Raw genomic sequence first — 26927 nt, forward strand, 5'->3', positions numbered from 1 at the left:
GCTCCAGAAAGCTGATCATTTACCGACTTTTTATCGCTACGCTCAGTATTTTAACATTGCCAGCTTCAGTAATTGCTGCTTGAACCTTTTCAGGAGTAAGCTCTTGGTTATACTTAAGCACCACAGAGCCAGAAGTCTTTGGCGGAACAAGCGTTACAGCGCGGAATACGTTTGTTTTATATGCAATAGTTTCTGTGCTACTACCATCTTTAGTTACGTACACGAAAATAGAGCGACTGGCTACATACTTCTCAGCGCCGCCATTAAGGTTGCCATCTCTGAAAAGAGTTGTCATCTTAAGATCAGCAGATCCATCGTTATTAGGAGTAAATGTATATTCACCAGAATAAGCTTGGTGTTTGTTTTGATCTTTCGAGTAAAAATCAATACCTTTCTCACTTTTTGCATTATTGAAACCATTTGTCCTAGCAGGGAAAATAGCAATACTGGTAATCTTGCTACCATCTTTTGGTGCTGCAAAGTGGAAAGTAACAGTATGCTTTTCGCCATCTACACTATACGTGTTGTCTGAGCTTCCCCAAGCATACGCATTTGGCATAGTTTCAGCGTTATTCTCGTTAATATCGATTTTGGTATTAGAGGTATCCGTTGTGTCTGGATTAATTTTATTAGGATCTTGACCTGCTGAACCACCAGAAGCGCGATCTTGAACAGTCGCAGTATGTCCAGACGGCGGATTATCTACCGAGCGCTTACCACGAATCTTTACAACAGTCGATTTATTTTCAGTACCATCAGTATTTACAGTATTCTCGGATTTCTGCTCAGCCTGCTTATTGGTATTCTCAGCCTTATACCCAGCCTCTTTATTAGCTTCAGTCTGATTCTTATCGCCAGCTTCAGCCTTCTTACCAGTCCCAGCATTCTCACCAGCAGTCACAGGCGTCTGAGCTACATCCGGCTTAGTATCAGGAGTACCACTCACCTCCGCCGCCATTGCCGGAGTTGCACCAAAAGCGAACGACGCACCAGCTAACACGCCTGCAGCGCCAACCGTAAACGCCGCCACCTTGCGAGCATCCACAGCCTTCGCAATCGCGTTACTTACTGCAGCATCCAATGTAACCTTGCGTGCGTGCTTTCCGGAATTTGAATTTATCATAATGATATCTCCTTAATATCGATTCTCTCTGAATAAGTCTTTATGAATTTATTAGTGAAGAGCTTTATGTAGTAATCAAACGCTGATTGAACTACAATCAGATACATATAAAACTTCCACTCAGCTTTCAAAAGCACGAATCCCTTGTTGAGATTTATGTTCAATAATACCTAATATATGAATATTTTGCAATGTATCTGTTATGATGCATAGCCTACTAACCCCCCCCCCGCGAGACTTTATTTCAACGTTTTCGGCAGGTTTTTGCAATCAAAATTAATATAGTAAATGTAAGCTAGATTACAGTTTTAATGGCGATTCTAAACACATGTTTAGTATAAAACGCAATTTTTTATACATTTATACACTAACATTAATATTTATAAAGCCGCGCAACCAGCCGCGCACTCGCGCCACATCAAACAAAAACTCGCAAAAAGCCGCAAACTACCCAATCTTCGTAAACAGCGGCTTCACATTCGCCCAAATCCTGCGCGCAATGCCCGGGTGATTCATGGTATACAAGTGAATGCCATCCACACCTTCAGCAATTAAATCGTTAATCTGCTGAGAAGCAAAAATACTGCCAGCATCGCGCAAACAATCAGCATTACTCCCCCAACGATCCATCATTGCGGAAACTTGCGAAGTAATGCGAGACGCACACAAACTCGTCATGCGCTTAACTTGCGAAGCGTTCGCAACAGGCATCACGCCAGCTTCAATTGGCACATTAATACCAGCGGCACGAGCTAAATCACGGAAACGCAAAAAATCCTCGTTATCGTAAAAAAGTTGCGAAATTAAATGCGTAACACCCGCATCAACCTTGCGCTTCAAATTATCAATATCCGCTTGCAAACTTTCCGCTTCCGGATGCTTCTCCGGGTAGCAAGCACCCAAAATCGGCAAATCCGGGTGCTTTGAACGAATATAATAAACCAAGTCGCTAGCGTGCTCAAAAACGCCTGCCGCTTCCTGGCCTGCAATCACGTCGCCGCGCAAAGCCAAAACACCGGAAACACCAGCATTATCAAACATTTCCAAAGCTTCATCAACAGCATCGTAATCAAGGTATCGAGCTGTTAAATGAGCAACCGCATCAATGCCGTATTCGGAGCGAATAGTATTCGCAATACGCGCAGTAGCAGTGCGATCCTGCAGCTTTCCAGTGCCGTAAGTAACCGAAATAAAATCCGGGTCAAGGCCTTTCAACCCATCCAAAGTATCGTAAATCGTACCAATAGGAGATGTGCGCTTAGGTGGGAAAACTTCCAGCGAAAACTTTGGTTTATATGGCATAACTCACCCCTTGCACTGAGAATTGCACTGCTGATTGCTTAGCTTGTTAGCTTGCAATTGCGCGCGAACCTCTTTAGCTGCAGAAACAAGATTCTCCAAGCTTGGCCAAGTTTCAGCGTCACCTCGAGTTTTAAGACCGCAATCCGGGTTAATCCACAGCTTCTCGGCAGGCATCTTGCGCAAAATCTCGTGAATACGCTCCACAAGCTCCGTCTCACTAGGCACGCGAGGAGAATGGATGTCGTAAACGCCAGGACCAGCCTCAGTCTCAAAATGCGCGTCGTGAATAGCGTCAAGCACAACCAAGTCACCGCGAGAAGCCTCAAAAGAAATCACATCCGCATCCATAGCGTCAATGTCACGAATAATGTCATTAAACTCCGAATAGCACATATGCGTGTGAATTTGCGTAGTCGCAGCCACAGCAGAATGAACCAGGCGGAAAGCAGCAATAGCCCAATCCAAATACTTCTTATGCCAATCAGAACGACGAAGCGGCAACTTTTCGCGCAAAGCAGCCTCATCAATCTGAATCACGCGAATACCAGCGCGCTCCAAATCCAACACTTCATCGCGAATAGCAAGAGCCAACTGCTGAGTCTGCTCCTCGTGCGTAATATCCTCGCGAGGCCAAGACCAGTTAAGAATCGTCACAGGACCTGTAAGCATGCCCTTAACAATATGCTTCGTGCAGCTTTGAGCATAAGCACTCCACTCCACAGTAATTGCAGACTCGCGAGAAACATCCGACCACACGATTGGAGGCTTCACGCAGCGAGTGCCATAAGACTGTACCCAAGCGTTCTTCGTAAACTTAAAGCCGCGCAAATGCTGGCCAAAATATTCAACCATGTCGTTTCGCTCAAACTCGCCGTGAACAAGTACATCCAAGCCAATTTGCTCCTGATGCTCAATGCACTGAGCAATGCGATTGCGCATAAACTCGTCGTAAGCTTCGCGAGTAATTTCACCCTTACGAAGATCAGCACGAGCGTTACGAATATCCTTAGTTTGTGGGAAGGATCCAATAGTTGTCGTTGGCAAATCCGGCAAGCCAAGCGATTCCTTTTGCAGACGCTGACGCTCCGCCCTCTTAGGCAATCGCACAAAATCAGAATCTTTAAGATTCGCAAGACGATTAGCAACAGCAACATCCGCTTTCACGCGTGAACCGTCAAACAAAGCCTGATTTTTAGCCAAAACGTTACTAGATTTGCGGCTTTCGTCGCCTTCTGCAGAAAGATTGGCAATATCGCGAATCTCTTGCAACTTTTCAACAGCAAAAGCAAAATGTTGCAACACATCCGCACCCAAAGCATCCTCACCAACAGTGCTAAAAGGCACGTGAAGAAGCGAGCAAGCAGTAGAAACAGCTACGCGATCCGTAATATTCTCGCGCAAAGCGTCAACCAAACCAAGGCTTACAGCATAATCGTTGCGCCAAATATTACGGCCGTTCACAACGCCTGCAAAAAGCGTAGTTTTTTCGTTCACACCATAATGCTCAATGGCTGCAAGATTTTCTTCCTTGCCTTCCACTAAATCAACGCCAACGCCGTCAAAACCAAGATTATTCACAGTTTCGTAAGCGTCAGCAATATTGCCAAAATACGTGTTAAGAAGAAGCTTAACTTCCGCACTCCTGACTTCAAGCAAAGGCTTATACAAAGCTTCAAAAAGCTCCAAATCGCCTTGCTCTTTATCCAACGCCAAATAAGGCTCATCAAATTGCAACCAAGTTGCGTGAAGCTCGCCAAAACGCTTAACAATACTCGCATAAGCAAAAGCCAGAGCCGAAATCACAGACTCTGTTACTTCCAACTCCTGAGCTTCAGGAGTACGAGCCAACTTCAAAAAAGTGTACGGACCAATCAGCACAGGCTTCGTTTCCAAACCCTGCGCGCGAGCCTCCAAAAACTCGTCAAAAGGCTTAGTTCCAGCCAAATGCAAGCCTTCCGGATTCTCAACTTCCGGAACAATATAGTGGTAGTTCGTAGTAAACCACTTCTTCATTGGCAAAGCCGTCACATCTCCGCGCTCACCCTGGTAGCCGCGCGCGATGGCAAAAAGCGTATCCTCAGCATGCTCAAAATTCAATTTACGATAACGCTCAGGCACAGCACCAAGCAAAATAGCAGTATCGAGCATTTGGTCATAGTAGCTAAAATCATTACTTGGAATTAAATCAATCCCAGCTTCAGCTTGCAAACGCCAATGCTTAGCTCGCAAAGACTGAGCAACTTCACGCACTTCATCCAAAGAAGCATCCTGCTTCCAGTAACGTTCAATAATCTTCTTCAACTCACGATTAGCGCCAATACGTGGAAAACCGGAAACCGAAGTAAAAACCGTAGACATACATCCTCCAAAAAATTTCTTTGACTCGCTTTAGCCTAGCAAAGAAATGCTTGAATGCGGTCATTCAAGAACTTGGGGTGTCGTTATAAGATTAATTTATATGCTTAATTGCGTGCGCGTTTCTTTTCCTTGGCGAAATGTGAGCAATGGAAATTACTTGTCTCGCAGCGCTACGCTCTTATACCTTATTTAGACTTAAAGGTTGCATAGTTAAGTTTAGTTTTTTACTTACTTTCTTTCAAAAATAGTTATTTATCAAAAAGATATTACTATCGCTCCGCTTTTATATTGCTCGACCAAGCAATTTCCATTGCTCACAACAAACCAATCAAAATAACATAAACTATGCAATTAAGCTACGGGTGGGTGCGCAGCGGGGGGATTATTTTTTGGCGTGGTGTGGGCGGCAGCACTGATGCTAGTGTGCCTTGAACAACAGAAATCAGCGCATTCTTAGCTAGGCAAAGGATTTGGGCGTAAGGATTGCGAGAGCAGTAGCACCGCGCAATCCGCAAGTCGCGAATGGACGATCAGACACAAGCACCACAACCGACGCATTAGCAAGCCCCAAACGCATCGCCCCAAGCACATCCGGATCCGAATCAGGCGAAGAAAGCCACTGCGCAGCCATCGACATCGTCGGCTCATGCCCAACAATCATCGTCGTATGAACATCGCCTCGAATCGCTTGCAACTCGTCCATAACAGATTGCATGCCGCCATCATAAAGACTTTTGCGCGACTCAACCACAGGAGAGTCGCCAAAACGCTTCAACATGCGTTTCAAAGTTTGCTCAGTGCGATTCGCACTAGAACACACAATATAATTCGGCACAAGCTTCAAAGATTCCAAGCCTTTTGCCATAATTTTCGCCTGCTTCAAGCCCTTATCAGTAAGACCACGACCCCAGTCGTCGCCCATTTCAGGAGCTTCAGCCTTCGCATGACGCATCAGCAACAAAACGTACTTACTATGATGTGCTTTCTTCATAAGCTTTTTCATTGGTGATGCCATAATGCTCTCCTACTTAGCTTGATTATGCGCTGATTGTTGTGCAGACTGCGAATCTTGCAAATCTTGCGACTGCGAATCTTCCGGCAATTGCGCAAGTTGCACGTCTAAATCACGTAAAACTTTACGCAATTTACGATCCGAAATATCGCGCAAAGACAAGTCTTCCAACTGTTCAGCGCGCTCTTCTGCTGTCATATCGTCAATATCGCTCACAGTATCTTTAGTACCGTGTTCACGCTTCTTCAAAGCACTAAAACCTTCAGCCATTGCGCGTGAAACAATCAAAAATCCAGTGTGACCAATCATCGCGTGATCCGGGCGCACAGCCAAACCTTGAGCTTTCCAAGTGCGCTCCAATGTTTCTTGAATTTCTGGCTCAGTCCACATGCCACTTTCTCGCAAAGCTTCAGCCATGCGAGACATTTGCGTAGTAGTCGTAACATACGCAATAAGCACGCCTCCAGGCACAATAACGCGATGTGCTTGTTCAAGGCGATTCCAAGGGTCAAGCATGTCTAGCATAATGCGATCCACGCTGTGCGCATCTAAGGTTTTTGCAACAGAATCAAAATCGCCAGTAAGCAAATTCCACCATTCTGGTCGCTTTCCGTAGTACAAAGTTGCGTTAGATTCAGCAATTCGTGCAAAATCCGGGCGAAGCTCAATCGTAGTAAGCTTTCCGCACTCCCCAACTGCGTCCAAAAGGCTTAAGCTCATCGCGCCAGAGCCTGCCCCCGACTCCAAAACGCGCATGCCAGAACGAATATCTCCTAAAGCGATTACTTGCGCAATATCTTTCGGATACATAATTTGCGCACCCCTAGGCATAGAAAGCACGTAGTCAACCATGCGCGGCCGCATAACTACATAATCCCAGCCACCAATAGCGCGCGCCGCCTTCCAAGGTTTGTTGGACGATTTAGAAGGATCAACAATAGTTTGTTGCGTTTCGCGCTTTGCGCTAACAGTAGTAATTACAACGCCTTCGCTTTGACCAATCACGTCGTCGTGACAAATAAGACCGTGCTCAGTTTGCGTAACCCCGCCTGCAACAAGCTGTGCAGTAATTCGCTTACCTTTACGATCGGTGAACTGAATCTTCTCACCTACTCGTAACACTCCACTACGCGAATTAACTGACTGCACAAAACACCTCACTTATTTTTAGAGCACGATTTCTTAGCGCGACTTTTATTATTTCTACTATTATAAGCTCACCGTCGTAAGCGGCATAGCAGAATCGATTGCAAAATCAGGAGCAGAAGGACGAACCCCTGCTTCTACCAAATTCACGCCTAGCATTGCAACCATCGCACCGTTATCCGTGCAAAGCTTAAGCTCTGGCAAACGCACTTCAATTCCATGCTCCTTGCCGCAAGCCAACAAATGCTCGCGAAGCTGCGAATTAGCGGAGAATCCGCCACCAATCATAAGCGTTTTAGAACCGTACTGCTCGCAGCCCATCATAGCTTTTCTAGAAAGCACTTCCGCCACAGAATTAGCCAAAGAAGCACACACGTCATCAACTGGAATTTCAAGACCCTGAGCTTCACGCGCTTCAACCCAACGAGCAACAGCAGTTTTTACACCCGAGAAGCTGAAATCGTACGGATGCTCTTTGCCGGAACGACCTTGCGTTAAACCTTGCGGAACTTTCAAAGTATTCGGATTTCCAAGCCTTCCATGCCTATCAATATGAGGACCACCCGGGTATGGGAATCCAAGCAATCGCGCAACCTTATCAAAGCACTCGCCGGCAGCATCGTCCAAAGTTGTGCCAACAACGTCAATACTTTTAGCAATATCGTTCACGTGAAGAAGCGAAGTGTGACCGCCGGAAACAATTAAAGCAAGTACATCTTCCGGCACATCGCCGAATTGCAATTGCGTTACTGCAATATGCCCAATTACATGATTAATACCATAAATCGGCTTATTTGCAGCCCAAGCTAATGCTTTAGCTCCCGAAACTCCCACAGCTAAGCAGCCAGCAAGACCAGGACCTGCGCTTACTGCAATCGCGTCAACATCGCTTAAATCCATGTTTGCGTCTGCTAAAGCTTTAGAAACAACCGGCACAAAAGCTTCAGCGTGCGCACGAGAAGCAATTTCTGGAATCACACCGCCGTAGCGCGCATGCTCTTGCATTGAAGATGCCACCACATTTGACACCAGCGTGCGTCCGCGCACAATAGCTGCGGCAGTTTCGTCACAAGTTGATTCAATTCCCAATACGATTGCTTCGCTCATTTTATTCCTCGTTATTCCTCGTTATTCCTCAGTTCCGTTATTTTTTGCGGTTAGATTAGCGCACATTGTGTACGCATCCACACCTTCCGGCTGATAGTAACGTTTTCGCAAACCCATTTTCTTAAAACCAAAACGTTCATACAACGCGAGCGCAGGAACATTGTCAACTCGCACTTCTAGCAGCATGCGTTTGGCACCAATTTTTTCTGCGGTTTTGATCATAGTTGATAAAAGTTCCGCCGCTAAGCCTTTTCTTTGATATTTTTTCGCAACGCCAATTGTCATTATTTGCGCGTCGTCGCCGTCAAACCAGTAGCCAGCATACCCGCATAACGTATGCGTATTTTCGTCGATTTGAGCGTAATACGCGCGCATAGGAGCTTGTAATTCTTGCGAAATCATGCTCTCATTCCATGAGCCTTTGCCAAACAAGTCAGCTTCAATAGGCGCTATTTTTTGCGCTAACTCATCGCAAGTAAAATCGCACTTTGGAACTATATTGCAATTCTCGGCTACTGCTGGAAATTGAGAACGCGTTATATCAACAATCATAATTACTCAAATCGTTAAAACGCTTCTATTTCTCTTTTGCCTTATTCGCTTCGCCAGAGCCAAGCACATGCTTAAGCGGATTTGGCACAGACACGTCCGGACGGCGCAAATACAGCGGTTCAACAGCTTTTACGTACTCATCTTTATTTGCACATTCCAAAGAGCATTGCTCGAAAATTTGCAAACCTTGCACACCCAAGTCAAGCGCGCAAACTTCAGCAATAACGCCAACATTGGCAATATTGCGCCAATCTTCAACGTATTTTTTAGCACCGTGACCGAGCACATCCACGCAATAATTTTCGCAATTTTTGCTTGCTAAATACTCATTCACACGAGCCACAACATTTTGCGGATAGTCAATATCCATATTTATCAGCGCATTGCCTTCGCCGTCATACAAGGACATGTACACTTGGCGACGGCGCGCATCATTTAGTGAAAGCACGTAGTGACGAATATTAGAGTCGCAAAAATCCACAGAATCCGGAATATTTAGTAGCAAATCCTTGCAAATAACGCCATTTTTGCGAGCTTTTTCAAACGCACCAGAGCGCATCATCAAACTTTGAGGAAGAAGACTATCACACCCCAAAATTTCAGCATTATTTGCAAACGCGATCGCTTTCGCTGCAACCAATCCCGCGCGAAGACCAGTAAAAGGAGCAGGACCTACTCCCACAACCACGCGATCAATATCCGAAGGCTTAAGTCCCGCGTCCTCCACAACTTTTGCAATATTTACTTGTAAACGCTCCACGTGAGTGCGCGAGTCGGTTTCAACAATCGGCTCATGACCCACAATTCCGACAGTAGAGCCAAATGATGTGTCAATAATCAGCGTATTACTCATATTTATTCCTCGAAATCACGTACCAGACTAGCTTACTCGCTTAGCACAACTTGCGTTATTTACTGCGTTATTTACTTATGTATTACTCGCGTATTACTCTGCCTATTTCTTAATTACAATTTTGCAAGTCGATTAAGCCAATCCTTGCCGACAGCTTTCAAAGTTACGATTCGCTCACCGTCGCTAGTAAAATCGTCTACTTGCGAAGAATCAATAGGTCTTGCAATATGAACTTCTAAACGCTCAGCAGCAAGCACTCCAGCCATTTGCTCACCCCACTCCATAAGCACAACAGTGCCGTCTCCCGGCTCTTCCAAAGCTTCGTCAAGCCCCAAAGATTCAAGCTCGTCAAGCAAACGCGAAACAGTATCTTGACCCGGAGCAAAATCTTCGCCACCCAAACGGTAAGCGTCAACGTGAATTAACGTCGCAGGCTTGCCATCCGCAAAAGTGCCATGCAATTCTCGCGCAATCGTAAAAGTTGGAGACACAATCGGCTCACTAATTGAAAGCCCTGCGCCAAAACCTTGCGCAAACGTTGTTTTACCAGCTCCAAGAGGGCCAGAAAGCAGCAGAACGTCGCCTTCTTTAACTAGTTTTGCCACAGCTTTACCAAGTTCGCGCATATTAGTATCCGTAGGCACAGTACAAACTTTTTGCTGTTCTGACACCGTTTCTTCTTTCATACTTAACACAATCTTTCTAATTTGCAGTTATTAATTTGCGATTCTTAATTACGATTCTTAATTTACGCTTTCTAATTTCCTCGAGCCGCAATGAGCATAATACATTTTTCAAGCGCATAATTCGCATCACTAGATCCGCCTTTGCACTGCTCATCCGCCCAAGCTAAAGATTGCAAACATTGAGAAACACCTGCACTATTCCATCCAGCAAGCTGACGCATTGCCATTTTAAGCGCCCACGGGTTTACTTTCGCTTCAGCACTAGAAATCGTGCCGTTGCGAATTGCCATTGCGAGCGCAATTACGCGTACTTTTGCAGCCAAAGCACCTATTAATGCTATGGCGTCAACTCCTTGAGCAATTGCAGTTCTTGCTGCAAGCACAGCAGAACCTGCATGACCTGCAACAGCTTTATCCGCAACAAAAAAGCCGGTAACTTGCGGATCTGCAATCAAGTATCGATCGACAATATCAAGCGTTATTGGATTATCGTCATAATCGAAGCATAATTGCGAGCATAATGCTGCAAGCTCTCCTGTTTTACTTCCCAAAACTGACACAAGACGTTGTGCTGCTTGAGGCTCAACGCTTCGATTGTGACGCTCAAATATGCTCATAACGAAGTTGAGCTTGGCATCGTCTTTTTTAAGATCCGGCACTGTAATTGTGTTTGCGCCAGCTTTCGTAAGGCGCGTAATAATAGACTTTCCTTTAAGCCCACCTTCGTGACGTGCAATAACCCAAGTTGCAGAAGAGTCTACAAAATTATTTTCGCTATTTTCACTATTTTGCGCTTGTTTGCAGAAATTTTCGATTGCTTCCACTAAAGACTCGTCTGCTTGTTGCAAATTATTTATTATTACAATCGTTCCGTCACCGAAAAGCGAAGGACCTACAGCTTCGTCAAATGCGTACTGATCCGCAGTTGACGCATCAAGTTCAATAATTTCAGCATCCGGAGCACTTTCTTGAACTTTTTCACGCACAGTTCGAGCATTAAGCTCGTTTAAGTAAGCGTCACCTCCAACTACCAGCGTAACTGGCATAACGCGTTGCGCGCGCTTATTATTTGCTGCCATAATGCTCCTTAAACCAACCAACTTTAACCATCATAATATTCCTCTCGAATATGCGTGCGTGTTTAGTATTACTCGAAGATTTGCGCGGCTTCACTTATGGTTCGCTTTGCAGAAGATTCCCATAATTGCCCGATTATGCTCATACGCTGAACGCAAGATCGATTGTGAAAGACACGAAAAGCAAGCATAAAAACAGCAAATATTGCAACTTCTACCCCTGCCATCATCCACGCTCCAGCAGCACCCTTCATCCAAGGAAACACACCAAAAGCTGCTTCGTCACACCAATACGCGCACTTTTCCATAAAGCTCGTTCCAATTGATGAAGCTTTCGCAAAAATAAGCGATAATCCATCGTTAAAGCTCGTACAAACTAGCGAAATTAAGCCGAACACTGTTGCCCAATCCATAAGAGGCGCAACTATTAAGTTAGCTGGCACAGACATAAAAGACACTTCCGGTTGCATAAGAATTTGCACTGGCATAGTCCAAAATTGTGCAGAAAGCGTTATAGCTAGCGCAGAAGCAACACAAGATGGCATATATTTTGCAAACGTTTTAGAAATCGGCACTCCCATAACAACAATTCCCAAAGTTGCTGCGGAAGAAAGAGCAAAAGCATAGTCCCAAGCGTATGAGGGATTTACCACAAGCACGCCTATAACAGTCCAACTTAAAGCACTAGCTGACTGGTATGGTCGTTTACAACACCATGCAACAGCGGATATTATTCCCATAATTAACGCTCGAAGCACAGATGCAGAAGGGTAAACTATTGCAGCCAAAGCAATTTGCAACGTAATTTGTATTAAAGATGTAGACCAACGAGGCAACAGTAATCGTGCGCAAAACTTGCGAATAATCATACTAAGTAGCAAAAAGTGTCCGCCTGAAACTGCCATAACATGCATGATTCCAGCATGTTGAAAATGTTGACGTGTCATATTCGCATAAGTTTCGTCGACAGGCTCAAGTGAACTTGCATCCTCTACTGGCACATATTCTTGCCCAAGCATGCCAACAGTTACTCCAGGAACCAACATTCTGCCTTGCATATCGAGCTTATTTGTTACGTCATAAAACGATTTCCACAAATTACTAACAGCTTTATGCCAAAAGTCTGAGTCTTGTACAACATGCAAGTTTCGTTGAGTTTTTTCTACATGCAATTCAGGCTTACTACTATCAAATCTCGAAGCTTTCACGCTAACAGGAACGCTTAGGCTCGAACCATAGCTAAGTTGCTTGCATATTGGCGAATACGCATACAGTCGCGCTTGAACGTAACTTTTTTGCGCATCAAACTTATGCACTTGAACATTCGCTTGGCAATCTCCTTTAAAACTTCTAGACGAGCGCACAGGAGCAACTACTGTAAATTCTGCAAAATGTGCGCGCCCGGCATTATTTCCTCGAGAATACAGTGCTTTAGTAGGATTATTGCCGCATATTTCTCGCATAATAACGTCACCAGATATCACATATTGAGTTATGTACGAAAGCATGAACGCAGCTACAAAAGCGTTTATTATCACTAAAACTGTTCTACGCCATATAAAAAACTTAAATTTTTTGCAAAATATAAAAATCGAAACTATAGTTGCATTGAATAAAACTATTGAAATGCAATAAATTATAGTAAAATCGCATAAGAATTTTCCAATTAAGCACCCAGCCCAGCACGCTGCAGCAACAGGAATCATACGAAAGTCACGACTTCTAGAAACGTTTTCTACTTTTTCTACGTTTTCTCGCATAATTCACCTATTTGACGTCAACATTCCCACGGAATTTATTTAAGGTTTTAGACCCAATTCCTTTAATTTGCATCAAATCTTCTAAACTGCGAAAATAACCAACTCTTTTACGCTGAGCGATAATGCGCGCAGCAGTTTTGGGACCGATTCCTTTTAAGGTTTCTAGTTGATCAAGCGTTGCCGTGTTTATATTGATTCTGCCAGTGCTACTTTGATTAGAAGCAGTATTTTTGTCGCTTCTGTCACTTTTATTACTTCTGTCACTTTTATTACTTCTGTCACTTTTATTACTTCTGTCACTTTTATTACTTCTGTCGCTTTTGTTGCTCACGTCGCTTTTGTCGTTACTATCACCTTTACTTCCTCTGTTGCCTTTACTTCCGTCACCTCCGCTGTTTTCGTCGAGTTCATTACTTACACTTTTTTCTTCATCATCATTTTTATTGTTACCTTTTAAATCGCTAAAAGAATGCTTTTCGCGACTAGTATCGTCGTTTTCTATTGCAAACGCGCCTGCTTTTTCGTTCTGAACTCGTTGATATGTTAAGGATTGAGAAATAAGCATTGTCAAGCTTGCACAAAGAGCCGCAACTAGTATCAGCATTAAAGCAAGCGTATGCACAGGCTTCATGTGAAATCTAGGAGAAGTTTTGCTACTTATAATTTCTTCATCAAAAGAATTACAAGCTTTTTCGCAATAGTCGTCACTAAAATTTTTACCAAAATTGCTGTTAGAAAATTCTTCTAAAGACGTTGCAATTCGTCTCCGAGGCAAATCAGACGCAGGCTTATTAAACCTAAAATTATGCGCATAATTCTGCCCAAAATTCTGCCCAAAGTCTTCCATAAATCCCCCAACTCTTAAAGTTCTTAACTTAACTATTGGGCAACTTGTAACACTTCGCAACAAAAATACGCGCCTGTGGTTAAAACCTTTAACAGCCAAAGCGACTGAAGGAACGCTCGCGCGGTTAACGCGCTCGCTACGAAACTCGCGTTGGAAGTCCACTGGACTTCCAACTTAAGCGAGTTTCCGCATTGAAATGCCTACGCGCGCTACGCTTTGAGCGCTCCGGCAAGTCAATGCGCAGCTTAATTAAGCGACTTTAGTTGCACTTAGTAAACCACGCACTTTACGTAACTTTCTGCACGAGTCTATGAGTTTTGTGTTGACGGTTAGCGTGTTGAGAGGCTGGAAAAATTGTGTTCAGTGCTAAAAGAGGACTGAGAAGCTACATTCTTTAAATATAGGCGAACACAATAAGCGTCTTTAGCAACCAGAGCGCACGAAGGACGGAACGCACGCAAACACAATTTTTCCAGCCTCGTCAAAACCAAAAAACTAAATCAGTTACAAAACTCATAGACGAAACCCAAGAATAACAAAAAATGCTGTAAAGCGCGAAAAATCGCGCAATACAGCATTAATTAAGCCGAATCTTACCTCTCGTCTGGTACAATAGACACAATCTTCGGAGCCTTCACAATCACCTTGCGCGGAGCCTTACCGCCCAAGCGATCAGCTACAGCTTCTAGCGCAAGCTTTTCAAGCTCAGAAGCGTCAATATTTGGGTCAACTTCAAGCTTTGCTCGAACCTTGCCCTTTATTTGCACAACGGCAGTAACAGTATCCTCACCAACGTAGCGAGAATCCGCAACAGGCCAATCTGCGTGAGCAATCGACTTTGTGTGTCCAAGCTTGCTCCACATTTCTTCGCAAATATGCGGCGCAATTGGAGCCAGCATAAGAACCAGCGGCTCAACAGCTGCTCTCGGCACGTGAGGAAGCGAAGTCAAGTGGTTGTTAAGCACAATCAGCTTAGCAATTGCAGTATTTGGACGCATTGCTTCCATTTCCACAGTCACTTCTGCAATTGTGTTGTTAAGAACCTTCAACGTCTTCTCGTCGAGTGCGTCGTCGGTTACCACACAAGCTCCGGTTTCTTCGTTCACAACGTTACGCCACAAGCGCTGCAAGAATCGCATGCCACCAACAACGTTACGCGTATTCCACGGGCGAGATTCAGAAAGCGGACCCATGCTCATTTCGTACAAGCGGAACGTATCTGCACCGTAGTTCTCGTACATGTAGTCTGGAGTCACAATATTCTTTAAGCTCTTGCCCATTTTGCCGAACTCGCGGTTCACGCTCTCGCCATGCCATGTAAAGGTTGGCTCACCAGCGCTGTTTGAAGCACCTTCTTCAACCTCGTCAGCAGGAACGTACTGTCCGCGCTCATCCGTATAAGCGTAAGCCTGAATCATGCCCTGGTTAAACAAGCGGTGGAATGGCTCAGCAGAATCCACGTAACCTAAATCGTAAAGCGCCTTATGCCAGAACCTTGAGTAAAGCAAGTGCAAAACTGCGTGCTCTACACCACCAACATAAAGGTCAACACCGCCAGAAACATGCTCTTTGCCTGGACGGTTCGTACCCATCCAGTAGTCGTATTCATCACTGTCAACCATGTGCTCAGCGTCGTTTGGATCCAAGTAGCGCATGTAATACCAGCAAGAACCAGCCCAGTTTGGCATAGTGTTGGTGTCGCGATAGTAGGTTTTTACGCCGTCGCCAAGGTCGAGCTGAACTTTTACCCAATCTTCGTTTCGACTCAAAGGTGCTTCAGGCTCCGAATTTGCGTCGTTTGGAGCGTAAGTTTTTGGCTGATAATCAGGAACGTCCGGCAATGCAATTGGAAGCTCACTATCTGGCACTAAGTGAGCAACACCGTCCTCATCGTAAACGATTGGGAATGGTTCACCCCAGTAGCGCTGACGAGAGAACAGCCAGTCGCGAAGTCGGTAAGAAACTCTACCTTTTCCTACGCCTGCAGCTTCAAGCCAAGTCGTCACCTTTTTAATAGCTTCGTCCACGCGCAAACCGTTAATAGACAAAGCATCGCCAAGCTTATGAGTATGTTCTACTGCTGAATTAATAACAATTCCGTCGTGAGAAACAAACGGAGCTTTACCCTCGTAATCCTCCAACTTTTCTTCGGAATCAGGCAAAGGCTCAACAGTGTAAATTACTGGCAAACCGAATGCTTTTGCGAAATCATAATCGCGCTGGTCGCCGCCAGGAACTGCCATAATTGCACCTGTGCCGTAGCCCATAAGCACGTAGTCAGCAGCAAACAGTGGAAGCTTTGCTCCAGTTACAGGATTAATTGCATAAAGACCCGTAAACAAGCCGGTTTTTGCTCCTGCGTCTTCCGTGCGATCTTTAGCAGTCTTCGCGCGAGCTTGAGCTTGATATTCTGCCAAGCCTTCTTTAAGACTTGCGTAACCGCCCTTCCAGCCTTCTGGAACGTCTGCACCCCAAGCTTCTGGAACATGCTCAAGAATTGGGTGATTCACAGAAACAACAGCAAAAGTTGTGCCAAAAAGCGTGTCTGGACGAGTAGTGTACACTTCCAAATCGCGCGTTTCGCCATCCGCACATGGCACTTCAAAGTGCACAGATGCACCGTGAGATTCACCAATCCAGTTTCGCTGCATAAGCTTAACTTTTTCTGGCCAATCAATAGTGTTCAAATCTTCAACCAAGCGGTGTCCGTAAGCGGTAATTCGCATGGACCATTGGCGAAGGTTGCGCTGAAATACTGGGAAGTTTCCACGCTCAGATTTTCCTTCTGCAGTAACTTCCTCGTTTGCAAGCACAGTTCCCAATCCTGGGCACCAATTTACAGGAGACTTAGAAATGTAGGCAATACGGAAGTCGTTTAATACATCCGCCTGCTCTACCTTGTTAAGCTCTTCCCACTTTTTGCCTGCAAATCCTGGGATTTCGCGCTTTCCGCTCTTAAACTCATCAACAAGCTCAGCAATTGGTCGAGCAGAACCTTTTCCGCCGTCTTTGCGCACAAAATCAGTGTCATACCAAGCATCATAAAGCTTCGAGAAAATCCATTGCGTCCAACGCACATAATTTGTGTCAATCGTTGCAAAAGACCTACGAGCGTCAAAGCTCAAGCCCATACGATGCAACTGTCTGCGCATATTAGCAATATTTGTCTCAGTGGTGATGCGCGGATGCTGACCAGTTTGAACAGCATACTGTTCCGCCGGCAAACCAAAAGCGTCGTAACCCATTGCATGAAGAACATTCTCACCCTTCATGCGATGGTAGCGGCTTACAACATCCGTTGCCAAATATCCAAGAGGATGTCCAACGTGTAAGCCTTTGCCGGAAGGATACGGGAACATGTCCATTGCAAAGAAAGAAGGACGACCGTCAGCAAGCTTGCCTTCACCATCCTTCAAATCGCCTTTAACATTAGCAGCCCAGAACGTGCCTTGTTCATCCCAGGTTTTTTGCCAGCGCTGCTCAATATCTTGTGCGAGCTGCGCGTTGTAACGAAAAGCTGGCTCAGCAATAGTAGCTTTGTTGTCAGCTGTTGCATACTGTTGATCGTTGTCGTTCATACCCTAGGACTATAGCGTCTAATATCGTCATTACGCAACACTTTTTACAAGTTTTGTTGATATTTTATTAAGAAAATATGTGGTTTTAACGTAAGTTTTCCTAATATGCGCACAAGATTAAGATTTTATGATTATTTCGCAAAATAAATCATTACAATAGTAAATAAACTTTTTGAGCAAATAAAGATTAGAAAATTAGGTAAAATTCAATAAAACTATAAATATTAAAGAGGTTGTGAATTGAAAGTACAAAAAAATACGTTACTTCTTATTGCTTGCTTAGTTTGGGGAGCTGCTGGTTTTAATATTCTTAAGATTGGCTTATTGGCATACCCAAATTATTTGCAGCCACTAAATTACGCTTTATCGTTATTAGTTTTTGCAATATTCCAATTCCTTATTTTTGGAAAACTCGTTAAAAAACATACTCAAAGAATTAACGGCTATGTGGAAGAAAAGCAGTTTTTCCTTAAATTCTTTGACGTTAAATCTTTTATAATCATGGCTTTTATGATGACTTTTGGAATTGTTCTTCGTGCAACAAATATCGCTCCAGAACGCTTTATTGCCGTGTTTTATACGGGATTAGGCTCCGCATTAGCCTTAGCAGGATTGCTTTTTGGATATCAATTTGTTAAAACTGTATGTCCGCATTACAAAAACACTCATACTATGCAATAGTGCTTACAAACACTTGTAACACCAGCAACATTACTAAGGAATATTTGACTATCACTCTACGTAAGGAAGTTACTATGAATCATGTTATGAAACGTTATATTAATACGTCTTTGTTGTATGCTGTCCTCGCCATGATTGGCGGCGTCTTTTATCGCGAATTTACAAAATTTAATGCTTTCCATGCAAAAAGTATGCTTGCTGTAGTTCACACACACTACTTTATGCTTGGCATGGTTGTTTTTCTGTTACTTATATTAGTTGAGAAAAACTTCAGTTTTAGTAACGAAAAAACTACACGAATCTTAGTAACTTATCATATTGGACTCAACCTCACAGCACTAATGATGGTTACTCGTGGAATTGCACAAGTACTACGTCTACATCTCAGTCCATCTATAGATTTTGCCATAACTGGTTTAGCAGGAATCGGACACATCCTACTTGGCGTAAGTATTGTACTAATCTTATTGCAAATTAAACGCAGCATCGCTCATTGTGCTAATGCTTCAGTAAAATAGTGAGTTTGGGAATAAATCAATAAATATTTTATTAAGTGTGTAGCGCATGTTTCGTATGCGCTACTACGTTAAGAAGGCTTCTATGAACAACGCTGTATATAAGAAAAGTAGATTATACGCTCCTGAGCGTTTCTTTGAATGCGAAGGTAAAGGCTTAAAATGGCTTTCTGAAGCTCACAAATATGGCGGTCCTAGAGTGGCTGAAGTATTTGATTGGGGAAACAGTTACCTTAATATTGAGCGCATTGACACTCACTCAGCAACACCAATGGCTGCATTTGAGTTTGGTGCATCGCTCGCTCATATGCATGATTACGGTGCAAAATATTTTGGGGAGCCACCAGCAAATTACGATGGCACATGCTATTTTGGACCTTTAAGTGATCCAGTTGAAATGCCAACTGGCACTTGGAGTAACGTTATTGACTACCTTGCGGACGGACGATTGCGTCCTATGGTTGAGCTTGGTATTGCTCGCGGAGAGCTTACTCAAAGCGATTTAGATCTTACAAACGAAGTTATTGATGCGCTGCCTGATTTATTAGGAAAAGCTGCAGAAGATAAGCCTGCTCGAGTTCACGGAGACTTGTGGAGTGGAAACGTGTTATGGACTAAAAGTTCAGACGGCGAACACACTGAAGCTGTTCTTATCGACCCTGCAGCACATGGTGGACACCGCGAAGAAGATTTAGCTATGCTTCATCTGTTTGGAATCAGCTATTTTAAGCAGATTTTAGACGGCTATCAGTCTGTTCATCCACTTAAAGCAGGTTTTGAGCAGCGCATGATTATTTGGCAGCTCTACCCTATTGCAGGACATTGCGTGTTCTTTGGTGGAGGTTACGTGAGCGAATACCGTAATATGTGCGAAAGTCTTATAAAAAGTTCTATAAGATAATTTTGCTCACTAAAATAGCAATGTAAGTATTTAGCACATGGCTATATACAATGTTAGAAGATAGTTACAAGTAGATCACATATAGACAGCAACAGATAGACCACGAAACGAGAGGTCACTACTATGATTCGTTTGTGCAACAGAACTATGCATCGTTCTTTAGTTATGCTGACAGCATTAGTTACGATGCTTTTTGTTGTTAGCTCGTGCGCAAGTTCAACAAAAACTTCTTTAAAATCTGAAAATAAAGAACAAGCGAATCACGGTAACGTTATTGTTTTTACTCCATCAGACGGATTAGCAATAACACGCAATAAGCCTCTAAGCACGTGGGACATATTGGTTCCAGAATTAATAAAATCGTTAAAAGATAAGGGATTTGACGATAATTCTATTACTACTAAAACTTCTTCTAGCCTTTCAGAACAAAGCCGCGATGTGCAAGATTATGTAGTAAATTTGCTAAGCTCATTGAACAATGCAAAACAGAATAATTCAGGAAAGCACAATTCTGTTTCTGAAAATTCAAAAATCAAAAAACAATTAAGTAAAACGACAATTGTTATAGCTCCATGGACTAGCAAAAACGGCAATAATAACTATGGAGATTATGCAACGTTGCCTGCGTCTAATTCTGAAAATAGACAAAAATCAAATACTCAGGACTTAAATTTACAAAACGACGATAACTCTCAATCATCTAAAGATGAGCTTAATGCAGAAAAACGATTGGCATCCTCACTTCGCCTAGCAAAAAAGGCGGGAATCCACGTTGTTATGCTCTCACGGAATGTTAGCGGTTTCAAACCTGATGTGATGTTCCATTTATCTGACGCAAGAACCATTGGCGAAATTCAAGCAACAACTCTGATACAAAAAATCGCTCTAGATCGTGCAACTAAAGAAAATCCACGCTATATTGAAGTTCTTTTGCCATGTCACAATCAAAAAAATATTAATGCAAACAATAATAATCAACAAAATAACAGCGACGAAGCAAGCGAAGATGATGATTCTAACAACAATACGCATGCAAATAGCGAAACAGCATTCCATGATGATTTTGCTGAAGAAGCATTCGCTGGCATTTGGAAAGTTTTGAGACCATATTTTGCTTCTGGAACATTAATAAGCACTTCTGGAAGATTGAATGTGAATAGTAGCGAAAAAGACTGGACCAATGTTGCTTTCGACGCAGATGTAGCTGACTCTGTGAAAAATGAGTTAACAAAACGAATTACGAAAAGTACAAGTCTTTTTTCACACTCAAGGCATCGCGTTGATGGAATTATTGCGCTCGATGATCAAATTGCTTTACAAGCCGTACAAGCACTAAACAATCTCGGTTATGAAGGAAGCGCAGCAGATATAAACCCATCTTTCAATTTGCCGGACGTTATCGGAAACTTCATAGGGAAACGAGATCTTAATAAAAGACCAGTTCCTGCTCCAAAAGATTCTGCAAAGAAATCCGAAAAAGAATTACGACAACAGCAGAAAAAAGATGAGGAAGAAGAATCAGAAGCAAAGAAATGGCCAGTAATAACTGGTTATGGCGCGTACAAAAATATTATGCCAAACATTGTGAGCGGAAAGCAATGGATGACAACTATAGAAAATCATAAGCAGATTGTTCAAGATCTTACTGCTACTTGTTATTCTTTGAACAGAAACGGTAAACTTGACAAAAAAATCGCTACAGTGCAAACAAAAATTGAACACGGGGAAACTGTCCCTACTGTTAACGAGCGACTAGTGGCAGTAAGCGCAACAAATCTAAAGTCACGTTTAATTGACCCAGGTTACGTATCATTAGCAGACGCAGGCTTGTAAATACAATTTTTGAACGCAAGTTATGGAACGCAAGTTGTGAAATATAAGTTGTGGAACGCAATCTGCAGCTTGAATATAGCTTCAAGCTATAGTCAAGCTATATTCCACGAATTTACACACAGCTAACGTTTGCGTGGAGCATAAATAACGTGTTCGATAAGGTCGTTATAACGCTCTACAACAACTTGACGACGCGCCTTTAAACTTGGCGTAATCAAACCGTTTGCTTGAGTAAACTCATCTGGAACTATTTCGAACTTGCGAATAGACTCAGCTCTAGAAACTAGCTCATTTGCTTTGCTAACAGCACGTTCAACTTCTGCTCGCACAATACCGTTATGTGAAGCTTCTTTTAAAGACCGTACGGGGCATGCACCACGCGAAGAAAGCCAAGTATTTACTTCTGATAAATCGAGCGCAATAATTGCTGAAACAAACGGCTTCCTGTCTCCGATAACAACAGCTTGAGAAATAATAGGTGAAGACATTAATGAAGCTTCTAACGCATTTGGAGATAAGTTCTTACCGCCAGCAGTAATAATAAGATCTTTCTTTCTGCCTGTAATACGCACAAAACCGTCATCGTCTAAAGATCCAAAATCTCCAGTATGCAACCAGCCATTTACAATCTGCTGTTTGGTAAGCTCAGGATTATTATGGTAGCCTTTGCACACTGCAGGACTTTTAATACACAATTCACCATCATCAGCAATAGCAACAGATACACCCTTTACAGGCAAACCAACGGTACCAATGCGATAACCTGTCGTAGGATTCACCATAGAAGGAGCACAAGTTTCTGTCATTCCATAGCCTTCTAGAAGAGGCAAACCAATGCCATTAAAGAAGTGTGCAATCGACAAATCTAAAGGAGCACCGCCCGAAATAGCGTATGAAACAGAGTCTCCAAATACGTGTAGTAGTGGAGCATACACTAATTTTTTACATATTGAATGGCTAAGAGCGAGCATTGGAGGAACCATTGAACTAGACTGCTGAGCGCGAGACCATTCGCGAGCAACCTTAGATGCATAAGCAAAAATAAAACCTTTTACTCCTCTGCCTGCTTTTTGAGAAGCAGCATTGTAAATCTTCTCAAAAATGCGTGGAACCCCAAGAATAAATGTTGGTTTAAAAGTTTGAAAATCAGACAATACAGTTTTCAAATTACTCGTCAAACCAAGAGTTATATTTCCAGCAAAGCAGAACAATTGCATAAACCTAGCAAAAACGTGCGCAAGAGGCAAGAACAGCAAAAGACGCGGGCTGCCTTTTAACGCAATGTCTGGCATAGAAATAACACCTGATTTAGCAATAAAGACAAAATTGCTATGAGTAAGTTCAATTCCTTTTGGCTCACCAGTTGAACCTGAAGTGTACACAATTGTTGCTATGTCACTTCCATTAACAGCGTGCACTCGCTCATAAAATTCAGCATCAGTTACTGCTTTACCGTATTCAATGCACGCGTCGATAGCACCACGATTCATCACATATACGTCGTGAAGAGTAGGACATTCTTCCTGAACAGCCTCTACTTTTGGCAACATTTCAGGAGACTCCACAAATATTGAACATACTTGAGAATCTTGAACAATATGTTGTATTTGCAACGAAGAGCTTGTTTCATAAATTGGCACTGTCAATGCGCCTATAGACATAATAGCCATATCAAGAATTGTCCATTGCCATGAAGTGTGAGCAATAATTGACACAGCGTCACCAGGCATTACCCCTCTAGCAATAAAGCCTTTAGCGACAGCTATTACTGTATCTCTAAATTCTTGAGCAGTATATGACTTCCAAACGCCGTCAGCTCCAACGTATTCAACCAAAGAACCATTAGGATTGCGCTCTGCTCGCTCTTCTAGCAGTGAGAAAACATTAACATCTGTATCAATAGACTCATCAAGTGGACGAGAATATTCTTGCATATTAGCTCCTCTATCTGCTGAATTGACGTATATCTTTACTATACGCGATTTGCAAGCCTTCGCATATGCGAATATCTACAAGATTGTAATAAATTTTGTTCATTTATCTACAAATATCTACGATATAAATATAGTATTTTGCTTATTCCACAGGCTTAAGCACAATGCGACGCTTAACAGTCATTCTTTCAGGATTAGCATATGTACGATTTTTACGTTTTAAACCCCACTGCACACAAGTTGTGCCGCAATGGTCCGAACCTCCTTCGACATGTGCAAAATTCTGGCCTCTTTTCACAAAAACACCAACGCTAAACTTTGTTACAGCAGGCTCAAAAGTGGATGTCAGTTCACCATGCCTAATAGTCACAACTGATTTACCAGCGACTTTACCAGCAAAACTAATAATGCCATCTGCAGGCGCAAATAAAGGAGTCCCTGTGCTTGCAGCTAAATCTACGCCGCGATGCCCAGCCATCCAAGGTTTAGGCGGAGGATTAAAAGCTTTTACTATTCGTGCAGGTTTTACAGGCCATTGCATAGCTGACTTGCATGTTTTTTCGCTATAAGCGCCTTTAGAAAGAGCACACTTGTGGCAACATGTCACAGCAGATTCTACAACATAATATTTAAGATGATGACTATTTTGCGAAATTTCGGGTTGTAAAAACAGCGTATCTAATAAAATAACTGAGATTATAAAAATCCCCAAACAGGCAGATATTTTGTAATATAATTCATAATTTTTGCGAATACACATATATTCCCCATCCGTATTTTTATAAAACGACTTTTATAAAAGTTTTGCAGCTAATTTGCAAAAATCATAAGCTTTTAAAGCATTGTGGATAAAACATATGCTTATAATCACTGTTTCGACACGCCAAAACACGCCATATTTGCATCTTTGAAAATTACGTGTAATATAAATGTCTTGTGCACAGCGCTTAGTTGAGTACAAGATATTCCTGCGTAGCTCAGTTGGCAGAGCGTTCGACTGTTAATCGAATGGTCGCTGGTTCAAGCCCAGCCGCAGGAGCCATGAAGCCACTGGTTTTCCAGTGGCTTTTTGCGTTAAATATTACGACTTGTATCCACAAGCAAAATCTTGATTGTTTAGCGCTCATGAGCGTGGCTAACATAAACATTTTGGCGTATTATATAAACAAGTTGCGTATTCAAATGCGCTAATGTTGAGCAGCAATAGATAACAGAGGACAAATATGAATCAACATAGCTCCGATAGTGTTGAAAAGAGTCAAAAGAAAAAGCTCATTATTCTCATTGTGGGAATTGTTGTGCTAGCTTTAGCTCTTGGCGCAGTTGGCACACTTTGGTATATGAAGCAGACTGAACGCACTAAAGCAGCTCGCAAACAGTGCGAAATAAAAGTTGCACAAATTTCTAAAGCCAAAGCCGTATGGAAAAGTTTAGTACACAACAGCGTAATAACAGATCTCACAAAAGGTGACTCTGATAACGCAAAAGAACTTGCTAAAATCATGAGCGAAAAGGTTCCTGACGCAGTATCTTGCACAGCAAACTCTCCTGAAGAACTTGGTTCCCAAAGCGTAGAAGCTTTAGCTGCTTCTGAATGGTATGCAGTCAAAGCAAAAAGAGTGCGCGAGTTGGCTGTTACATTAATCGATGAAAATAACAAAAAAGATAAAGACAAAGACAAGCAAGACGAAGAAACAAAGAAGCAAGAGATAAATGAATCGACTGGAATTGTAATTCAGCGTTCAAATGTTGTCCCACCAAAGCCAAAGCCAACACCAGCGCCGACGACAAATACTCAAGACACTAAGAAACAGAAGACTGAGAAGAATAAGAATAAAGACAAAGACAAGAACAAAGACAAGAACAAAGATAAGGAAAAAGAACAGGAAAAGAACAAAGAAAAAGATAAGGATACAAAAGGCAGCGAAGACGGATCTGGCGACGGAAACCATAAAGGAAATGATGGTCAAGAAGATCCGAATGATAAAGCAAAAAAGGGCGACCAAGATCCCTCTGCTAAAGCGGACCTAATAGGACCTCCACCATCTTCAGAATCTCCACAAAAACCATAAAACATATTCCTCTGTTATCTAACTCAATAATAAAAGCTCCCAGCGTATATCACTGGGAGCTTTTACATTATCTAACTCTACATCGTAAACGATGTTGAACTTTATAAACTATTCGTTCATTTTGCTACTCGAACATGAGTTAAATCGACTTCCTCAAGAGGAATTACTCGAGTATGATTTTTAATCTTGTAGCCAATGTATAGAACGATAAATAGCGGCACAGACATGTACGTGATTCCAATAGCCTGCCAGTTAAGCGTTGCAAATGAATGCAAATCCTGACCAACAATAACAAGAATGCATAAGAAGAACGCAACAATAGGACCAAACGGATACCACTTTGCTCGATAAACTAATTCATCTAAGGAATGACCTTGAGCCAAGTATGCTTTACGGAAGCGATAATGAGCTGCAGCAATACCAGCCCAAGCAATAAAACCAGTCAAACCACTTGCAGCAACCAGGAACATGTAAATTTGCGAACCAAAAATACTCATAAAGAAAGTAAATAAAGCAACTACAAATGTAGCAATCAACGCAGGAACAGGAATACCACGAAGACTTACCTTGCCAAATACTTTTGGAGCATTATCTTCTTTTGCGAGCGAATAAAGCATTCTTGTTGAAGCATACATGCCGGAATTTGCTGCAGAAATAACAGAAGTCAGAATCACTGCATTCATAACTGCCGCTGCAGCTGCAAGCCCTGCACGTTGGAACACAAGCGTAAACGGACTAATAGCAATATCAGTTACATCAGAACCAAGTAAGTTCTTGTCAGTATAAGGAATAATGCAAGCAATAACGAAAATTGCAAGAATGTAGAAGAGAAGAATACGCCAGAACACTTGCTTTACAGCTTTTGGAATACTCTTTTCAGGAGTTGCAGACTCTCCAGCAGTAATACCAATAAGCTCAGTTCCTTGGAAAGAGAAGCCTGCAATAGCGAACGCACACAACACTGCAGGAACACCGCCTGCAAATGGAGCGTCCTTATGAGTGAAGTTTTGCAAGAATGGCGCTTTGCCGCCAACAATGCCAACAATCGTAAGCGAACCGATAACAAGGAATACGATTACTGCCAACACTTTAATAATAGAAAGCCAATACTCAGTTTCTCCAAAGCACTTAACTGTAAGCACATTGATAACCAAAATAAGCATAAGAACCGACAGTGAGAAAATCCATATTGGCACTGTTGGGAACCAATATTGCAGAACTATTGCTGCAGTACTAACGTCCACCGCAACCGTAATAGCCCAATTAAACCAATAGTTCCAGCCCATTGCGAAACCTAGTGCAGGATCAATAAAACGTCCAGAATACGATGCAAACGATCCACTAATAGGCATAAATGTTGCCATTTCACCAAGGGAAGTCATAAGGAAGTACACCATAATGCCAATCGCACCATAAGCAAGCAAAGCACCACCAGGACCAGCCATATGGATTGTTGCACCACTAGCAACGAATAAGCCGGTACCAATGCTGCCACCTAAAGCAATCATGGAAATATGTCGGGTTTTTAATCCTCGATGAACATCGTTATTTTGCTGAGTATTCTGCTGAGTATTCTGTGCAGCAGTAGATG

At 42.8% G+C, this 26927-nt stretch carries 21 protein-coding genes and 1 tRNA gene; 6 read left to right on the forward strand and 16 right to left on the reverse strand.

Features of this window, described 5'->3' with window-relative positions; translation table 11 throughout:
• Nucleotides 1-19: 19 nt before the first annotated feature.
• From D0T18_RS07090 to leuS, 13 genes are all read right to left on the reverse strand, one after another.
• Nucleotides 20-1123: a hypothetical protein gene (locus tag D0T18_RS07090; RefSeq protein WP_479680566.1), complete on the reverse strand. Its 1104-nt coding sequence runs from the start codon at nucleotides 1121-1123 to the stop codon at nucleotides 20-22.
• Nucleotides 1124-1570: 447 nt separating this feature from the next.
• Nucleotides 1571-2425, reverse strand: a complete 855-nt coding sequence (metF, locus tag D0T18_RS03230; protein WP_116440468.1) for a methylenetetrahydrofolate reductase [NAD(P)H] — start codon at nucleotides 2423-2425, stop codon at nucleotides 1571-1573.
• Between the two features lie 3 nt (nucleotides 2426-2428).
• Nucleotides 2429-4783 (reverse strand): 5-methyltetrahydropteroyltriglutamate--homocysteine S-methyltransferase, encoded by a 2355-nt coding sequence (metE, locus tag D0T18_RS03235; protein WP_116440469.1) that lies wholly within the window; start codon nucleotides 4781-4783, stop codon nucleotides 2429-2431.
• Nucleotides 4784-5240: 457 nt separating this feature from the next.
• Nucleotides 5241-5798, reverse strand: a complete 558-nt coding sequence (locus D0T18_RS03240) for a SixA phosphatase family protein (RefSeq protein WP_004108244.1) — start codon at nucleotides 5796-5798, stop codon at nucleotides 5241-5243.
• 9 nt (nucleotides 5799-5807) lie between these two features.
• Nucleotides 5808-6944: a tRNA (adenine-N1)-methyltransferase gene (locus D0T18_RS03245; RefSeq protein ID WP_076002925.1), complete on the reverse strand. Its 1137-nt coding sequence runs from the start codon at nucleotides 6942-6944 to the stop codon at nucleotides 5808-5810.
• A 60-nt stretch (nucleotides 6945-7004) separates the two neighbouring features.
• Nucleotides 7005-8048, reverse strand: coding sequence for a tRNA (adenosine(37)-N6)-threonylcarbamoyltransferase complex transferase subunit TsaD (gene tsaD, locus D0T18_RS03250; RefSeq protein ID WP_076002926.1), 1044 nt, complete (start codon nucleotides 8046-8048; stop codon nucleotides 7005-7007).
• A gap of 21 nt (nucleotides 8049-8069) precedes the next feature.
• Nucleotides 8070-8600 carry a ribosomal protein S18-alanine N-acetyltransferase gene (gene rimI / locus D0T18_RS03255; protein WP_102703168.1) on the reverse strand — a complete coding sequence of 177 codons (531 nt, stop codon included), beginning with the start codon at nucleotides 8598-8600 and terminating at the stop codon, nucleotides 8070-8072.
• Nucleotides 8601-8625: 25 nt separating this feature from the next.
• On the reverse strand, nucleotides 8626-9453 hold the full coding sequence (gene tsaB / locus D0T18_RS03260) for a tRNA (adenosine(37)-N6)-threonylcarbamoyltransferase complex dimerization subunit type 1 TsaB (RefSeq protein WP_004108251.1): 828 nt from the start codon (nucleotides 9451-9453) through the stop codon (nucleotides 8626-8628).
• Nucleotides 9454-9566: 113 nt separating this feature from the next.
• Nucleotides 9567-10139, reverse strand: a complete 573-nt coding sequence (gene tsaE / locus D0T18_RS03265; RefSeq protein WP_116440470.1) for a tRNA (adenosine(37)-N6)-threonylcarbamoyltransferase complex ATPase subunit type 1 TsaE — start codon at nucleotides 10137-10139, stop codon at nucleotides 9567-9569.
• 71 nt (nucleotides 10140-10210) lie between these two features.
• Nucleotides 10211-11218, reverse strand: a complete 1008-nt coding sequence (holA, locus tag D0T18_RS03270; RefSeq protein ID WP_116440471.1) for a DNA polymerase III subunit delta — start codon at nucleotides 11216-11218, stop codon at nucleotides 10211-10213.
• 68 nt (nucleotides 11219-11286) lie between these two features.
• Nucleotides 11287-12975 carry a ComEC/Rec2 family competence protein gene (locus D0T18_RS03275; protein WP_116440472.1) on the reverse strand — a complete coding sequence of 563 codons (1689 nt, stop codon included), beginning with the start codon at nucleotides 12973-12975 and terminating at the stop codon, nucleotides 11287-11289.
• 7 nt (nucleotides 12976-12982) lie between these two features.
• On the reverse strand, nucleotides 12983-13822 hold the full coding sequence (locus tag D0T18_RS03280; protein WP_116440524.1) for a ComEA family DNA-binding protein: 840 nt from the start codon (nucleotides 13820-13822) through the stop codon (nucleotides 12983-12985).
• 593 nt (nucleotides 13823-14415) lie between these two features.
• The gene (gene leuS / locus D0T18_RS03285) at nucleotides 14416-17400 is read right to left on the reverse strand and encodes a leucine--tRNA ligase (RefSeq protein ID WP_116440473.1); all 2985 of its coding nucleotides are present in this window, start codon (nucleotides 17398-17400) and stop codon (nucleotides 14416-14418) included.
• 240 nt (nucleotides 17401-17640) lie between these two features.
• Between leuS and D0T18_RS03290 the strand changes: the two genes are divergently transcribed.
• The 4 genes from D0T18_RS03290 (at nucleotide 17641) to D0T18_RS03305 (ending at nucleotide 21330) form a co-directional block, all read left to right on the forward strand.
• Nucleotides 17641-18081: a hypothetical protein gene (locus tag D0T18_RS03290; protein ID WP_012914287.1), complete on the forward strand. Its 441-nt coding sequence runs from the start codon at nucleotides 17641-17643 to the stop codon at nucleotides 18079-18081.
• A 74-nt stretch (nucleotides 18082-18155) separates the two neighbouring features.
• Complete coding sequence (locus D0T18_RS03295) at nucleotides 18156-18599, forward strand: DUF2871 domain-containing protein (RefSeq protein WP_012914288.1); 444 nt, start codon at nucleotides 18156-18158, stop codon at nucleotides 18597-18599.
• Nucleotides 18600-18681: 82 nt separating this feature from the next.
• The gene (locus tag D0T18_RS03300; RefSeq protein ID WP_116440474.1) at nucleotides 18682-19497 is read left to right on the forward strand and encodes a fructosamine kinase family protein; all 816 of its coding nucleotides are present in this window, start codon (nucleotides 18682-18684) and stop codon (nucleotides 19495-19497) included.
• Between the two features lie 123 nt (nucleotides 19498-19620).
• The gene (locus D0T18_RS03305; RefSeq protein WP_116440475.1) at nucleotides 19621-21330 is read left to right on the forward strand and encodes a substrate-binding domain-containing protein; all 1710 of its coding nucleotides are present in this window, start codon (nucleotides 19621-19623) and stop codon (nucleotides 21328-21330) included.
• Between the two features lie 122 nt (nucleotides 21331-21452).
• Here D0T18_RS03305 and D0T18_RS03310 read toward each other — a convergent pair whose 3' ends face one another.
• Nucleotides 21453-23264: an AMP-dependent synthetase/ligase gene (locus D0T18_RS03310; protein WP_102703172.1), complete on the reverse strand. Its 1812-nt coding sequence runs from the start codon at nucleotides 23262-23264 to the stop codon at nucleotides 21453-21455.
• Between the two features lie 142 nt (nucleotides 23265-23406).
• Nucleotides 23407-24024, reverse strand: coding sequence for a M23 family metallopeptidase (locus tag D0T18_RS06930; protein WP_240318276.1), 618 nt, complete (start codon nucleotides 24022-24024; stop codon nucleotides 23407-23409).
• A 206-nt stretch (nucleotides 24025-24230) separates the two neighbouring features.
• Between D0T18_RS06930 and D0T18_RS03320 the strand changes: the two genes are divergently transcribed.
• Nucleotides 24231-24306: transfer RNA gene (locus D0T18_RS03320), tRNA-Asn, on the forward strand.
• Nucleotides 24307-24487: 181 nt separating this feature from the next.
• The gene (locus tag D0T18_RS03325; protein WP_102703173.1) at nucleotides 24488-25336 is read left to right on the forward strand and encodes a flagellar basal body-associated FliL family protein; all 849 of its coding nucleotides are present in this window, start codon (nucleotides 24488-24490) and stop codon (nucleotides 25334-25336) included.
• 116 nt (nucleotides 25337-25452) lie between these two features.
• Here D0T18_RS03325 and D0T18_RS03330 read toward each other — a convergent pair whose 3' ends face one another.
• The gene (locus D0T18_RS03330; RefSeq protein WP_162861137.1) at nucleotides 25453-26844 is read right to left on the reverse strand and encodes an amino acid permease; all 1392 of its coding nucleotides are present in this window, start codon (nucleotides 26842-26844) and stop codon (nucleotides 25453-25455) included.
• Between the last annotated feature and the right edge of the window lie 83 nt (nucleotides 26845-26927).

It is taken from the genome of Gardnerella swidsinskii, from assembly GCF_003397705.1.
GTDB lineage: Bacteria > Actinomycetota > Actinomycetes > Actinomycetales > Bifidobacteriaceae > Bifidobacterium > Bifidobacterium swidsinskii.